At 58.3% G+C, this 14,190-nt stretch carries 12 protein-coding genes; 4 read left to right on the plus strand and 8 right to left on the minus strand.

Annotation, left to right across the window (positions count from 1 at the left end; all coding sequences use genetic code 11):
* Positions 1–223: 223 nt before the first annotated feature.
* From KGB25_RS22240 to sdhC, 4 genes are read right to left on the minus strand one after another with little or no spacing between them, the layout of a single operon-like run.
* Positions 224–928: a succinate dehydrogenase iron-sulfur subunit gene (locus KGB25_RS22240; RefSeq protein ID WP_008032664.1), complete on the minus strand. Its 705-nt coding sequence runs from the start codon at positions 926–928 to the stop codon at positions 224–226.
* A gap of 11 nt (positions 929–939) precedes the next feature.
* Entirely contained in the window at positions 940–2,715 is a 1,776-nt protein-coding gene (gene sdhA, locus KGB25_RS22245; protein WP_008032662.1) for a succinate dehydrogenase flavoprotein subunit, read from the minus strand.
* Between the two features lie 3 nt (positions 2,716–2,718).
* Positions 2,719–3,087 (minus strand): succinate dehydrogenase, hydrophobic membrane anchor protein, encoded by a 369-nt coding sequence (sdhD, locus tag KGB25_RS22250; protein ID WP_008032661.1) that lies wholly within the window; start codon positions 3,085–3,087, stop codon positions 2,719–2,721.
* Positions 3,081–3,455 carry a succinate dehydrogenase, cytochrome b556 subunit gene (gene sdhC, locus KGB25_RS22255; protein ID WP_017127965.1) on the minus strand — a complete coding sequence of 125 codons (375 nt, stop codon included), beginning with the start codon at positions 3,453–3,455 and terminating at the stop codon, positions 3,081–3,083. The genes sdhD and sdhC overlap by 7 nt, the downstream gene beginning before the upstream one ends.
* A 364-nt stretch (positions 3,456–3,819) precedes the next feature.
* On the opposite strand from sdhC, the gene gltA reads away from it, so the two are divergent.
* Complete coding sequence (gene gltA / locus KGB25_RS22260) at positions 3,820–5,109, plus strand: citrate synthase (protein ID WP_008032658.1); 1,290 nt, start codon at positions 3,820–3,822, stop codon at positions 5,107–5,109.
* Between the two features lie 1,142 nt (positions 5,110–6,251).
* Here the strand turns inward: gltA and KGB25_RS22265 are convergent.
* The 3 genes from KGB25_RS22265 to KGB25_RS22275 all read right to left on the minus strand — a co-directional run bounded on the left by KGB25_RS22265 (position 6,252) and on the right by KGB25_RS22275 (position 9,318).
* A complete protein-coding gene (locus KGB25_RS22265) occupies positions 6,252–7,910 on the minus strand; it encodes a cation acetate symporter (RefSeq protein WP_008026758.1) in 1,659 nt (552 codons plus the stop codon).
* Positions 7,907–8,218 carry a DUF485 domain-containing protein gene (locus tag KGB25_RS22270; protein ID WP_008026759.1) on the minus strand — a complete coding sequence of 104 codons (312 nt, stop codon included), beginning with the start codon at positions 8,216–8,218 and terminating at the stop codon, positions 7,907–7,909. Before KGB25_RS22270 ends, KGB25_RS22265 begins: the two co-directional genes overlap by 4 nt.
* Before the next feature lie 248 nt (positions 8,219–8,466).
* Positions 8,467–9,318, minus strand: a complete 852-nt coding sequence (locus tag KGB25_RS22275; RefSeq protein ID WP_008039894.1) for a glycine betaine ABC transporter substrate-binding protein — start codon at positions 9,316–9,318, stop codon at positions 8,467–8,469.
* A gap of 301 nt (positions 9,319–9,619) precedes the next feature.
* On the opposite strand from KGB25_RS22275, the gene KGB25_RS22280 reads away from it, so the two are divergent.
* Complete coding sequence (locus tag KGB25_RS22280; protein WP_223436683.1) at positions 9,620–11,215, plus strand: beta (1-6) glucans synthase; 1,596 nt, start codon at positions 9,620–9,622, stop codon at positions 11,213–11,215.
* 88 nt (positions 11,216–11,303) lie between these two features.
* Here KGB25_RS22280 and KGB25_RS22285 read toward each other — a convergent pair whose 3' ends face one another.
* Positions 11,304–11,672, minus strand: coding sequence for a hypothetical protein (locus KGB25_RS22285; protein WP_223436685.1), 369 nt, complete (start codon positions 11,670–11,672; stop codon positions 11,304–11,306).
* A gap of 225 nt (positions 11,673–11,897) precedes the next feature.
* Here KGB25_RS22285 and KGB25_RS22290 point away from each other — a divergent pair, with 225 nt between their 5' ends.
* The gene (locus tag KGB25_RS22290; RefSeq protein ID WP_223436687.1) at positions 11,898–13,196 is read left to right on the plus strand and encodes a serine/threonine protein kinase; all 1,299 of its coding nucleotides are present in this window, start codon (positions 11,898–11,900) and stop codon (positions 13,194–13,196) included.
* The gene (locus KGB25_RS22295; protein WP_008039888.1) at positions 13,189–13,977 is read left to right on the plus strand and encodes a VacJ family lipoprotein; all 789 of its coding nucleotides are present in this window, start codon (positions 13,189–13,191) and stop codon (positions 13,975–13,977) included. Before KGB25_RS22290 ends, KGB25_RS22295 begins: the two co-directional genes overlap by 8 nt.
* Positions 13,978–14,190 lie beyond the last annotated feature (213 nt).

Consider the following 14,190-nt stretch of genomic DNA (forward strand, 5'->3'; position numbering starts at 1 on the left):
TCGACACCGAGCAAACTTGCAGAAGTCCGAATGCAGCGACCAAAACAAGCCACTTAGGATCACGCTGATAGTCCGGGTACCAGCCCGGATGCCCCTGCTTGTCTCATTTCTTCAAAATAAGAGCGGCAGCTTTGTGAGCTGCTGCTCAGGTTAAAACTACGGCGCCGGTTGAAGCCTGCGCCGTAGCATCTACGGGTACAGCGGTCCTACGGGTACTGCTGAATCACACGCCGCTTTGCAGCAACATGTGACGTACGTGACCGATGGCCTTAGTCGGGTTCAGGCCTTTCGGACAAACGTTTACACAGTTCATGATCCCGCGGCAGCGGAATACGCTGAACGGGTCATCCAGCGCAGCCAGACGCTCGGATGTCTTGGTGTCGCGGCTGTCTGCCAGGAAGCGATACGCTTGCAGCAGAGCAGCTGGACCCAGGAACTTGTCCGGGTTCCACCAGAAGGACGGGCAAGAGGTCGAGCAGCAAGCGCACAGGATGCACTCGTACAGACCGTCGAGCTTTTCACGCTCTTCAGGGGACTGCAGACGCTCGATGGCCGGAGCCGGCGTGTCGTTCTGCAGGTATGGCTTAACCTTTTCGTATTGCTTGTAGAAGATGCTCATATCGACGACCAGGTCACGGATAACCGGCAAACCTGGCAGCGGACGAACGATCAGCTTGTTACCTTTTACGACAGAAGACAGCGGCGTGACGCATGCCAGAGCGTTTTTGCCGTTGATGTTCATGCCGTCGGAACCGCAAACGCCTTCACGGCAAGAGCGACGATAGGAGAAACCTTCGTCCTGCTCTTTGATCAGGGCCAGCACGTCCAGGACCATCAGGTCTTTACCACCGGTATCGACCTGGAATTCCTGCATGAACGGCGCGGCGTCCTGATCAGGGTTGTAGCGATAAACACTGACTTGCAACATGGCGGCCACCCTTAATAAGTCCGAATCTTAGGTTCAAAAGTCGGAACAGTCTTCGGCGAGAAGTTCACAGCACGCTTGGTCACGCGCTTGTCACCCGGGAAGTACAGGGTGTGGCACAGCCAGTTTTCGTCGTCGCGATCTTCGTAGTCTTCACGGGCGTGAGCGCCGCGGGACTCTTTGCGGATCTCTGCAGCGATGGCGGTGGCTTCGGCCACTTCCAGCAGGTTCTGCAGTTCCAGGGCTTCGATTCGAGCAGTGTTGAACGCCTGGCTCTTGTCGTTGATCTTGACGTTGGCGATACGGCCACGCAGATCAGCCAGCTGAGCAATACCCTTCTGCATGTATTCGCCGGTACGGAATACACCGAAGTAGTTCTGCATGCAGCTTTGCAGTTCTTTACGCAGGGTAGCGACGTCTTCGCCTTCGGTACGCGAGTTCAGGCCATCGAGACGTGCCAGGGCAGCGTCGATGTCGGACTGGCGTGGACGGGCGTAATCAACGCCTTCTTTCAGGGTCTGCTCCAGGAACAGACCGGCCGCACGGCCGAATACCACCAGGTCGAGCAGCGAGTTGCCGCCCAGACGGTTGGCACCGTGAACCGATACGCACGCCACTTCGCCTACTGCGAACAGACCAGGAATGATCTGGTCAACGCCGTCAGCGTCCTGAGTGATTGCCTGGCCATGAATGTTGGTGGCAACGCCGCCCATCATATAGTGGCAGGTTGGAACGACCGGAATCGGCGCCACGGCTGGATCGACGTGGGCGAAGGTCTTGGACAGTTCCATGATGCCTGGCAGACGGCTGTGCAGAACTTCTTCACCGAGGTGATCGAGTTTCAGCATTACGTGGTCGCCATCCGGACCGCAACCGTTGCCGGCGATGATTTCTTTAACCATCGAACGAGCAACAACGTCACGACCAGCAAGGTCTTTGGCGTTCGGAGCATAACGCTCCATGAAACGCTCGCCGTGCTTGTTGATCAGGTAACCGCCTTCACCGCGGCAACCTTCTGTAACCAGTACACCGGCGCCGGCGATGCCGGTCGGGTGGAACTGCCACATTTCAATGTCTTGTACCGGCACGCCAGCACGCAGAGCCATGCCGACGCCGTCACCGGTGTTGATCAGGGCATTGGTGGTGGACGAGTAGATACGGCCTGCACCGCCAGTCGCCAATACGGTCGCGTTAGCGCGAACGTAGGAGGTTTCACCGGTTTCGATGCAGATGACGATCATGCCGACAAAGGCACCGTCTTCGTTCTTGACCAGGTCGACGCCGTAGTATTCGTTGAGGAATACGGTGCCGGCCTTCAGGTTGGCCTGGTACAGGGTGTGCAGCAGTGCGTGACCGGTACGGTCGGCAGCGGCGCACGTACGTGCAGCCTGGCCACCTTTACCGAAGTCTTTCGACTGACCGCCGAACGGACGCTGGTAGATGCGGCCTTGTTCGGTGCGGGAGAACGGCAAGCCCATGTGCTCGAGCTCGAAGACCGCTTCCGGACCTACGGAACACATGTATTCGATAGCGTCCTGGTCACCGATGTAGTCGGAACCCTTGACGGTATCGTACATGTGCCAGCGCCAGTCATCGTTCGGATCAGCAGACGCGATGGCGCAGGTGATGCCACCCTGGGCGGATACGGTGTGCGAACGAGTCGGGAAAACCTTGGTGACAACGGCAGTCTTGTGACCGCCCTGTGCCAGCTGCAGAGCAGCGCGCATGCCAGCACCGCCGCCGCCAATGATGATGGCGTCGAACGAAAGCGTATTAACTGTAGTAGACATGAATCAGATACCCCAAAGAATCTGCACACCCCAGACGAAGTAAGCGAACATCGCAACGCCGCATACTGCCTGGAAGAGGAAACGTACAGTGGTCGCGGACTTGCCGAACGCCATTGGCGTCAGGTAGTCGGTCGCGATGGTCCACATGCCGACCCAGGCGTGAGCGCCGAGGGCAACGAGGGCCAGGAGACTGAAGATACGCATCCAGTTATTGGCGAACAGTTCATGCCATTGGGCGTAGCCGATGCCTGGGTTGGCAACGACGTATCCGATCAGGAAGATGAAGTAAGCCGCGAGAACGACCGCAGACACACGTTGCGCCATCCAGTCATAGAGGCCCGAACGCGACAGGTTCGTGACGTTAGTTACCATATCCAAACTCCTGCCAGAACGATTACCACCACGGAAACGGCGATAACGATTTTCGAGCCCAGCTTGCCGCCTTCCAGCGTCTCACCGATGCCCATGTCCATGATCAAATGGCGCACACCGGCTACCAAGTGATACAGCAGAGCGGACAGGATGCCCCAAATCACTAGCTTGGCTAGCGGACTGGTCAGACACGCTTTCACCTGACCGAAGCCTTCCTCGGAGCTCAGCGACTTGTCCAATGCGTAAAGCATGATGGCCAGGCTGACAAAGAGGATGACACCGGAGATACGGTGAAGAATGGACGTGTAAGCAGTGACTGGGAGTTTGATGGTCCTTAGGTCTAGGTTTACAGGTCGTTGGCTTTTCACGGCTTTTTTTTCACACTGAAGAGCCCCTAACAATCAGGGCAAAGTTGTTGGGGAGTGCACTGGTCAGGTAACCACCACCCAGGGATGCGACCCCCAATGAAAGCAAGCCCAAAAGCCCTTGGCGGTCGGTGGCCGAGTATAGACAGTTAGGCTACTAATGACAACGCGTTCACCTTCCCCTAATAGCGCATTGCACAAGTTGGATAAAAGGCGTAAATGGCAGTCAATTTCGAGGAAAAAGTCCGGTTAAAGCCTTCTGGAGCAAGACTTTAGGCAAATTGACATTCGAATTTATCTCACTATAGTGGTGCGGGCCCTGCGTGGGGGGTCTGTCTGATGATTTCAAGCATAAATAGGAGGCCACATGGCTGACAAAAAAGCGCAGTTGATCATCGAGGGCGCAGCCCCCGTCGAGCTGCCCATTTTAACCGGCACCGTTGGTCCCGATGTTATCGATGTTCGGGGCCTGACGGCCACGGGCCGTTTCACCTTTGACCCTGGTTTCATGTCGACCGCTTCCTGCGAGTCGAAGATCACCTATATCGACGGCGACAACGGCATTCTGCTGCACCGCGGCTACCCGATCGAACAGCTGGCTGAAAAGTCGGACTACCTGGAAACCTGCTATCTGCTGCTCAACGGCGAACTGCCGACCGCAGAACAGAAGGCCCAGTTCGTCAGCACCGTGAAGAACCACACCATGGTTCACGAGCAGTTGAAGACCTTCTTCAACGGCTTCCGTCGCGACGCCCACCCGATGGCCGTCATGTGCGGCGTAGTCGGCGCTCTCTCGGCCTTCTACCACGACTCCCTGGACATCAATAACCCGCAGCATCGCGAAATTTCCGCGATCCGCCTGGTTGCCAAGATGCCGACCCTGGCAGCGATGGTTTACAAGTACTCCATGGGCCAACCCATGATGTACCCGCGCAACGACCTGACGTACGCGGAAAACTTCCTGCACATGATGTTCAACACCCCGTGCGAGATCAAACCGATCAGCCCGGTACTCGCCAAGGCCATGGACCGGATTTTCATCCTCCATGCCGACCACGAGCAGAACGCATCGACCTCAACCGTACGCCTGGCCGGCTCTTCGGGTGCCAACCCGTTCGCCTGTATCGCCGCCGGCATCGCTGCACTGTGGGGCCCTGCCCACGGCGGCGCGAACGAGGCTGTTCTGACCATGCTTGACGAGATTGGCGATGTGTCGAACATCGACAAGTTCATCGCCAAGGCCAAGGACAAGAACGATCCGTTCAAGTTGATGGGCTTCGGTCACCGGGTTTACAAAAACCGCGACCCACGCGCCACCGTGATGAAGAAGACTTGCGACGAAGTGCTGAAGGAACTGGGCATCCAGAACGATCCGCAACTCGAACTGGCCATGCGCCTGGAAGAGATCGCCCTGACCGACCCGTACTTCATCGAGCGCTCGCTGTACCCGAACGTCGACTTCTACTCGGGGATCATCCTCAAGGCGATCGGCATTCCAACCAGCATGTTCACCGTGATCTTCGCTCTGGCGCGGACTGTCGGCTGGATCTCCCACTGGAAAGAAATGCTCTCCAGCCCGTACAAAATTGGCCGTCCGCGCCAGTTGTACACCGGCTACGAGTCGCGTGACATCACCAAGCTGGAAGACCGCAAGTAAGATCTTTCTTGCGATAGCGTGTTGAGTTGTACCGGGAACGGCCTCTATTTATATAGAGGCCGTTTTTGTTTGTGGTGCCTCAGCGGCCTTAGGGCCGACTGACTCTTTGGCTGTGTACATATCCGTTTCTGCGGTAACGGCCGCTGGCGGTTTCGCTCTTACAGCGAGTCACTTGGAAGAGCCCCAAGTAACCAAAGGCTCTTGCCCCTTTCGTTCGGTGCCTCGCTGTGGCTCGGCATCCCCTCGCTCCGGCCCTGCTCCGTGGGCCCGCCGCCATCGGCCATCCATGGCCGGGGGCGGCTAACCCGGCATCCATGCCGGGTTGCCCACTGCGCAGAACCTCCACTCAGCCTCTCGAGGGGGCGTGTACCGCCAAAGCCACCGAGGCGGCCTGGTAGCCGACCTGGCTCTTTGGATGCCCGCGCGGTCCTTCTTGGCTGCGTTCACTCATTCCGGACCTGTACACCGATCCCCTGTAGGAGCCAGCTTGCTGGCGATAGCGTCCGCTCAGCCAATAAATATGTTGGATGACACACCGCCATCGCCAGCAAGCCAGCTCCTACACGAGATGGGGTTCACACGGTCAAAATTGTAGGAGCTGGCTTGCCAGCGATGGACGTCAACGATGGCGCGGATTGTCTGGATGAGCGCGCTGTCCGGGCGTTTTTCGCGAGCAAGCTCGCTCCTACAGAGGGAACTCACTCCGGTCGTTGATTTTGATTTTGCTGTTGCTTTGGCTTCTGACCTTGATCCACCCGCCCCTTCGGGAGGCTGAGTAGAGGTGTTCATCCGGGGATTGGCGCGCAGCGCCGTTCGACGCAGTCGAACTCATCGCATGTAGGTGCCAGCGAAGCCAACCGGAGGGCGATGCCCCCGGATGAATGCCGGAGCGAAGGAACGCCGAGCCTTAGCGAGGGGCCGGACGCTCGGGGCGAGCCTTTTTTGCTTACTTTTTTTGGCGTTTGAAAAAAAGTGAGTCGCCGTAAGGGCGAAACCGCCAGCAGCCGTTACCGCAGCAATGGATATGTACTCGACCAACAAAAAACAGGCCGACCGACCGATAACCGCCCAATAAAAAATGCCCCGATCTCTCGACCAGGGCATTTCTGTTCAACACAAATTACACAGACAAACTCAAAGCCTTAGTGCGAAACCGCCCCACTCGCCCCCAGCCCAGTCTGCGAACGAACAAACTGCGGGAAGAACAGCGCCCGCTCATTATCCGCAGCAGTCGACTTGTCAGTAATCGAGAAGAACCAGATCCCCACAAACGCAATGGCCATGGAGAACAGCGCCGGGTATTCATACGGGAAGACCGCCTTCTCGTGACCCAGGATCTGCACCCAGATGGTTGGCCCCAGCACCATCAAACCAACAGCACTGACCAGACCCAGCCAGCCGCCGATCATCGCACCGCGCGTGGTCAGCTTCTTCCAGTACATCGAAAGCAGCAGCACCGGGAAGTTACAGCTCGCCGCGATGGAGAACGCCAGGCCCACCATGAACGCAATGTTCTGCTTCTCGAACAGAATACCCAGACCGATCGCCAGCACCGCCAGGGCGATGGTGGTGATTTTCGAGACGCGAATCTCGTCCTTCTCGTTGGCCTTGCCTTTCTTGATCACGCTGGCATACAGGTCGTGAGACACCGCCGAAGCACCGGCCAGGGTCAGACCGGCAACCACTGCCAGAATGGTCGCGAACGCTACCGCCGAGATGAAGCCCAGGAAGATACTGCCACCGACCGCGTTGGCCAGGTGCACCGCCGCCATGTTGTTGCCGCCCAACAGCGCGCCAGCCGCATCTTTGAAGGCCGGGTTGGTGCTGACCAGCAGGATCGCGCCGAAGCCGATGATGAAGGTCAGGATGTAGAAGTAACCAATGAAGCCGGTTGCATACAGCACGCTCTTGCGGGCTTCTTTTGCGTCACTCACGGTGAAGAAGCGCATCAGGATGTGTGGCAGGCCAGCGGTACCGAACATCAGAGCCAGACCCAGGGAAAACGCGGAGATCGGGTCTTTCACCAGACCGCCCGGGCTCATGATCGCCTCACCTTTAGGGTGAACCTTGATCGCCTCGGAGAACAGCGCACTGAAGTCGAAGTTGACGTGCTTCATCACCATCAGCGCCATGAACGAGGCACCGGACAGCAACAGCACAGCCTTGATGATTTGCACCCAAGTGGTCGCCAGCATGCCGCCGAACAGCACGTACATGCACATCAGGATACCGACCAGGATCACCGCAACGTGATAGTCGAGACCGAACAGCAGCTGGATCAGCTTGCCGGCACCAACCATTTGCGCGATCAGGTAGAACGCCACTACCACCAGCGAACCGCAAGCGGACAGCGAACGGATCTGGGTTTGCCCGAGGCGGTAGGACGCCACGTCGGCAAAGGTGTATTTACCCAGGTTACGCAGACGCTCGGCGATCAGGAACAGAATGATCGGCCAGCCCACCAGGAAGCCGATCGAGTAGATCAGGCCGTCGTAGCCGGAGGTGAACACCAGCGCGGAAATACCCAGGAAGGACGCCGCGGACATGTAGTCGCCGGCAATCGCCAGACCGTTCTGGAAACCGGTGATCTTGCCGCCCGCCGCATAGTAGTCGGCCGCCGAGTTGTTTTTCTTGGAGGCCCAGTAAGTGATGTACAACGTTGCGCCGACGAACGCCACGAACATCAGAATCGCGGCCATGTTCAGGGGTTGTTTCTGTACGGCGCCGGTCAGGGCGTCAGCCGCCCAGGCGCCAGGTGCGAAAGCTGCGATGCTCAATAGAGCCATTAGACGCCGGATCATTGCTGAGCCTCCTTGAGAATCGCATTGTTCAGGTCGTCGAATTCGCCATTGGCGCGTCGAACGTAGATCCCGGTCAGGATGAAGGCCGAGACAATCAGCCCGACACCGATCGGTATGCCCCAGGTTATCGATGACTCAGGGCTGATTTTCGCGCCCAGAATATGCGGCCCGTAAGCGATCAACAGGATGAATCCGGAGTAGAGACCAAGCATGATCGCCGAAAGAATCCAGGCGAACCTTTCTCGCTTACTAACCAGCTCCTTGAAGCGCGGGCTGTTTTGAATCGAGAGGTAAATGCTGTCGTTCATTGTTTTTATCCTCGCAGCACAGATTATTGTTGGAACGGTATCCACTCTATGCGGCTGCGGGGCAGGTTCCAGACGACCTTAGTATTAGAGCGACATGACAGAATCGCCATTTGTAGGAGCCAGCTTGCTGGCGATGGCGATCTTTCTGACGCCATCGCCAGCAAGCTGGCTCCTACAGAAAGCAAAAAGCCCCTTGGCTGTTATGCCAAGGGGCCTTGAGAAGTGCTGACCAGAAACGTCAGCTCAAATCATTTGGTCCAGTCTGCAACGCGCTCCGGGTGCTTGGCGACCCAATCCTTCGCAGCGGCTTCAGGCTTGGCACCGTCCTGAATCGCCAGCATGACTTCGCCGATTTCGTCTTTCGACGCCCACTGGAAGTTCTTCAGGAACTTGGCCACTTCCGGCGCTTTGGTTGCCAGTTCTTTGCTGCCGATGCTGTTCACGGTTTCAGCCGCGCCATAAACGCCTTTCGGGTCTTCCAGGAAGCGCAGTTTCCACTTGGCGAACATCCAGTGCGGCACCCAACCGGTGACGGCAATGGATTCGTTTTTCTTCTCGGCACGGGTCAGCTCGGCAATCATGCCGGCGCCGGAACTGGCCTTGAGTTGGTAACCGGTCAGGTCGTAGTCCTTGATTGCCTGCTCGGTCTTGAGCATCACACCTGAACCGGCGTCGATGCCGACAATACGTTTTTTGAAGCTGTCGTCGGTTTTCAGGTCATCGAGGGTTTTAGCTTTCACGTACTCCGGCACGATCAAGCCGATTTTTGCATCCTTGAAGTTCGGGCCGTAGTCGACGACCTGATCCTTGTTCTTGGTCCAGTATTCGCCGTGAGTCACCGGCAGCCAGGCGGACAGCATGGCGTCGAGTTTGCCTGTGGCCACACCCTGCCACATGATCCCGGTGGCGACGGCTTGCAGCTTCACGTCATAACCCAGTTTCTGCTTGATCACTTCGGCCGCCACGTGGGTGGTCGCGACGCTGTCGGACCAGCCGTCAACGTAACCGATGCTCAGGGTTTTGCTCTCGGCATTGGCCATCGTGGAGCCAATCGCAAGTACCAGTGCGGCACCCGCGCCTAAAAGTCGTCGCATCTTCATCGTTACTTCCCCGAAAGTGCTGCGCTCGACGGATGCCGAGTCGCGTCAACGTATTGTTATGGTGCACTGCGCGCCCATCACGCCTCACCGCAAACTCGTACGATCATCAGCGCGTTTTATTAATGAGAACACTGACGCATCGATAATCAACCTGACGCCAACCTGAACCTGTGCTGTCAGCGACCTCAAGGCATCGAGAAACGACATCAGAACGCCATTAATTACGAGCACCTGAAAGGCCTCGGGCGATCCGCCCGAACTTTGCATGTCAAAATTATGCGAGCCACCAAGCGCGGGACAAATGCGGGTAACATGCGCGGCTTTGCTCCCAGACGGCCTGACCATGCCCGCGACATCACGCTTTCCTTTTTTCGCTTACCTTTTCGCCTGCCTGCTGGGGCTCTTTGCTCTCGGCGGTTTTTGGTACGGCCTCGGCAAACCGGTGATTCTGCCGGACGTGGCCAGCGCGACGCACAAACTGCAATGCGCCTCCTACACCCCGTTCGACAAGGACCAATCGCCGTTCGATCAGCCGTTCAAGTTGCGCCCCGAGCGCATGGACGCCGACCTCGCGCTGTTGGCCACCCGCTTCGAATGCATTCGCACCTATTCCATGACCGGCCTTGAAGCCTTGCCCGACCTGGCGCGCAAACATGGTCTGAAGTTGATGATCGGTGCGTGGGTGAACAGCAACCCGGTGGACACCGAGAAAGAAGTCGACCTGCTGATCGCCTCGGCCAACGCCAACCCGGATGTGGTCACGTCGGTGATCGTCGGCAACGAAGCCCTGTTGCGCAAGGAAGTCACCGGTGCGCAATTGGCCAGGCTGATCAACAAGGTCAAAAGCCAGGTCAAGCAGCCTGTCACTTATGCCGACGTCTGGGAGTTCTGGCTCAAACACCCGGAAATTGCCCCGGCGGTGGACTTCCTGACCATTCACCTGCTGCCGTATTGGGAAGACGATCCGTCGAACATCGACGCCGCGCTGCAACATGTTCGCGAAGTGCGTCAAGTGTTCGGCAACAAATTCGCACCCAAGGACGTGATGATTGGTGAAACCGGCTGGCCGAGCGAGGGCCGTCAACGCGAAACCGCGCTGCCGAGCCGGGTCAATGAGGCCAAGTTCATTCGTAGCTTTGTGATCATGGCCGAGCAGGAAGGCTGGCACTACAACCTGATCGAAGCGTTCGACCAACCCTGGAAACGCGCCAGCGAAGGGGCCGTTGGTGGTTACTGGGGCCTGTTTGACGCCGACCGTCAGGACAAGGGCGTGCTGGCCGGTCCGGTGTCCAACGTACCGTACTGGTCGCAATGGCTGGCGGTGGGCGGGATGATTTTCCTCGGCACGCTGATCCTTGGCGGTCGTGTACGCAGTACCCGCTCTGCGCTGGTGCTACCGCTGCTCGGCGCTTTGGCGGCCTGTTCGATTGGCGCCTGGGGCGATCTGGCACGCGTCACCACCCGATTTACCAGTGAATGGTTGTGGGTCGCGTTGCTGACGGCTTTGAACCTGTTGGTACTGGTGCATGCAGCGCTGACACTGAGTGACCGCAGCGGCTGGCGTCAACGGGCCTTCAATGTGCTGGAGCGCCAGGCCGGCTGGTTGCTGGCAACAGCAGGTTTTGCAGCGGCGGTGATGATGCTGGAACTGGTGTTCGATCCGCGTTATCGCAGCTTTCCGAGCGTAGCTTTCATCCTGCCCGCACTGGTTTATCTGTGCCGGCCGGTGAGCGTGCCACGTCGTGAAATCGCGCTTCTGACCTTCATCATCGGTGCCGGCATTGCGCCGCAGCTGTATCGCGAAGGTTTGCAGAATCAGCAGGCCTGGGGCTGGGCGCTGGTGAGTGTGTTGATGGTGGCGGCGTTGTGGCGCTGTTTGCGGGTTCGCAAGGGCTGATGGCCCCATCGCCAGCAAGCTGGCTCCTACAGGATTTGTGATCGCCACAGATTCATTGTAGGAGCCGGCTTGCCGGCGATTCGATACATCAGGCGCCGCGAGACGCCCGGACCAGACGCAGCCCTGCAATCACCACCGCAAACACAGCCATCGTCGTGTTGTACAACGCCAACGCCGGAAACCCGAACACCAACGCCAACACCGCCAACCACCACCCTGCCCGCCCCGGCAACACGAAGCCGATCACGGCGGCGGCCACTGCCGCCCAACCCAACACCTGGAAATGAATCATCAGGCCCAGGTTCGAACGGACCAGGCATTCCCAGCGGCTCGCCTCGTCCACGCAGAGGCCGACCCATTGCGCATCCTCCATGAAGCCATACCGCGCGCCATAACTGGCGGCCAGCCATAAAGGCAGCAAAACAAGCAGCAGAATTACCGGTAAACGGCGGGACATGAAGCACTCCAATCAGCGAAAAACGGCGGCCAGCTTAATCCCCCGGCAGCCTGACGCAAGCCTTAACAACAGTTAACTGGGCACTCAATCACTGCAAAGTGTATCGTCCAGCTACTATTACTCTGAAATTTGGCCTGATTGGTGTCGATACATGGCACTTTGGCGCAACCCCCGTGGTCATAGCCTGCGAACTTCATTCGGCACCTTTCTATAAGGGATCCAGTCATGCTCCGTTCCTTGCGCTTCGCCGCCCTGTTTAGCGGCCTTATCTTGAGTGCGTCCGCACTGGCGGTCGATATCGACGCCGCCAGTTATGGCTATCCCTTGACCAACCCGTTCGAGGCGACCATCGCCACGACGCCACCGGACCTGCGTCCGGAGTTGCCGCTTGACGATGACATCGACCAGGAAACCCGCACCGTCACACTGCGCCCGGAGCGCGAGTTCGAACTGCCGGACAACTTCTGGCCGGTGAAGAAGCTGACCTACCGCATCGCCACCCAGGATAAAGCCGCCCCACTGATCTTCCTGATCGCCGGCACCGGTGCGCGCTATGACAGCAGCCTTAACGAATACCTGAAAAAGCTCTACTACAAGGCGGGTTACCACGTGGTGCAACTGTCGTCGCCTACCAGCTTCGACTTCATGAGCGCCGCTTCACGCTTTGCCACACCCGGCATCACCAAGGATGACGCCGAAGACATGTACCGGGTGATGCAGGCCGTGCGGGCACAAAACCCGAAAGTGGCCGTCACCGATTACTACCTGACCGGCTACAGCCTGGGGGCGCTGGATGCGGCATTTGTCGCGCATCTGGATGAAACCCGCCGCAGCTTCAACTTCAAGAAAGTCTTGCTGCTGAACCCGCCGGTGAACCTCTACACCTCGATCACCAATCTCGACAAGCTGGTTCAGACAGAGGTCAAGGGCATCACCAACACCACCACGTTCTATGAACTGGTACTGAACAAACTGACCCGCTACTTCCAGCAGAAAGGCTACATCGACCTCAACGACGCCCTGCTCTACGACTTCCAGCAGTCCAAGCAGCACCTGACCAACGAACAGATGGCCATGCTGATCGGCACGTCGTTCCGCTTCTCGGCGGCCGACATCGCTTTCACCTCGGACCTGATCAACCGTCGCGGCCTGATCACTCCGCCGAAAACGCCCATCACCGAAGGCACCAGCCTCACGCCATACCTCAAGCGTGCGCTGCAGTGCGACTTCGACTGCTACATCACCGAACAAGTGATCCCGATGTGGCGCGCGCGCACTGACGGCGGCAGCCTGCTGCAACTGATCGACCAGGTCAGCCTGTATGCCCTGAAGGATTACCTGCACGACAGCCCGAAAATCGCGGTCATGCACAACGCTGACGACGTGATCCTAGGCCCCGGTGACCTCGGTTTCCTGCGCAAGACCTTCGGTGATCGCTTGACTGTTTATCCACTGGGCGGCCACTGCGGCAACCTTAACTATCGCGTCAACAGCGACGCCATGCTGGAGTTCTTCCGTGGCTAAATACCTCCTGCTTATCGCAGCGTTACTCTGTGCAGGCGTCGCCAATGCCGACAACAGCAAAGCCAACGCCCCGGTGGTCGTCGACAGTGACGGCTTCAAGGAGCCACTGAGCAAACTCAAGTTCAACCCAGGCCTGGACCAGCGCGAATTCGAGCGCTCGACACTCAGCGCGCTGGCCGTCTACGACCCGCTGGAAGAGTGGAACCGCCGGGTGTACCACTTCAATTACCGCTTCGACCAATGGGTGTTCCTGCCGGTGGTCGACGGGTATCGCTACATCACGCCAAGCTTCCTGCGCACCGGGGTCAGCAACTTCTTCAACAACCTCGGCGACGTACCGAACCTGCTCAACAGCTTGTTGCAGTTCAAGGGCCAGCGTTCGATGGAAACCACTGCGCGCCTGCTGCTCAACACCACCATCGGCATCGCCGGTCTGTGGGACCCGGCCACCGCCATGGGCCTGCCGCGCCAGAGCGAAGACTTCGGCCAGACGCTCGGTTTCTACGGCGTACCGGGCGGCGCCTACTTCGTGCTGCCGATCCTCGGCCCGTCCAACATCCGCGACACCGGCGGCCTGGCCGTGGACTTCACCGCCGAGTCGGCGATCAACTTCCTGAACGTCTCCGAAGTCAGTTCCAACCACCCTGAAGTGTGGGCCCTGCGCAGCATCGACAAGCGCCACCAGACCAGCTTCCGCTACGGCCAGCTGAACTCGCCATTCGAATACGAAAAGGTGCGTTACGTGTACACCGAGTCGCGCAAGTTGCAGATTGCCGAGTAATTCATCGGCAACAAAAAAAGGCCATTCGATGTGAATCGAATGGCCTTTTTCATGCCTGTCGCAATTCAACAGTAGGAGCTGGCTTGCCAGCGATGGCGTCCGAAAGGACTGTATCGGGCTTGAAATCCCATCGCCGGCAAGCCGGCTCCTACAGGTTCAGCGTTTGACTGCCCGCCAGATCTTGCTGACAACCATCACACCCGCCAACACCAC

Origin of the sequence: Pseudomonas sp. BF-RE-21 (assembly GCF_019947305.1) — a bacterium.
GTDB lineage: Bacteria > Pseudomonadota > Gammaproteobacteria > Pseudomonadales > Pseudomonadaceae > Aquipseudomonas > Aquipseudomonas migulae.

Excerpts from the sequence above, each read along its gene's own strand:
- KGB25_RS22240 (WP_008032664.1), bottom strand. The coding sequence starts at position 928 with ATGTTGCAAGTCAGTGTTTATCGCTACAACCCTGATCAGGACGCCGCG.
- sdhA (WP_008032662.1), bottom strand. The coding sequence starts at position 2,715 with ATGTCTACTACAGTTAATACGCTTTCGTTCGACGCCATCATCATTGGC.
- sdhD (WP_008032661.1), bottom strand. The coding sequence starts at position 3,087 with ATGGTAACTAACGTCACGAACCTGTCGCGTTCGGGCCTCTATGACTGG.
- gltA (WP_008032658.1), top strand. The coding sequence starts at position 3,820 with ATGGCTGACAAAAAAGCGCAGTTGATCATCGAGGGCGCAGCCCCCGTC.
- KGB25_RS22265 (WP_008026758.1), bottom strand. The coding sequence starts at position 7,910 with ATGATCCGGCGTCTAATGGCTCTATTGAGCATCGCAGCTTTCGCACCT.
- KGB25_RS22270 (WP_008026759.1), bottom strand. The coding sequence starts at position 8,218 with ATGAACGACAGCATTTACCTCTCGATTCAAAACAGCCCGCGCTTCAAG.
- KGB25_RS22275 (WP_008039894.1), bottom strand. The coding sequence starts at position 9,318 with ATGAAGATGCGACGACTTTTAGGCGCGGGTGCCGCACTGGTACTTGCG.
- KGB25_RS22280 (WP_223436683.1), top strand. The coding sequence starts at position 9,620 with ATGCGGGTAACATGCGCGGCTTTGCTCCCAGACGGCCTGACCATGCCC.
- KGB25_RS22285 (WP_223436685.1), bottom strand. The coding sequence starts at position 11,672 with ATGTCCCGCCGTTTACCGGTAATTCTGCTGCTTGTTTTGCTGCCTTTA.
- KGB25_RS22290 (WP_223436687.1), top strand. The coding sequence starts at position 11,898 with ATGCTCCGTTCCTTGCGCTTCGCCGCCCTGTTTAGCGGCCTTATCTTG.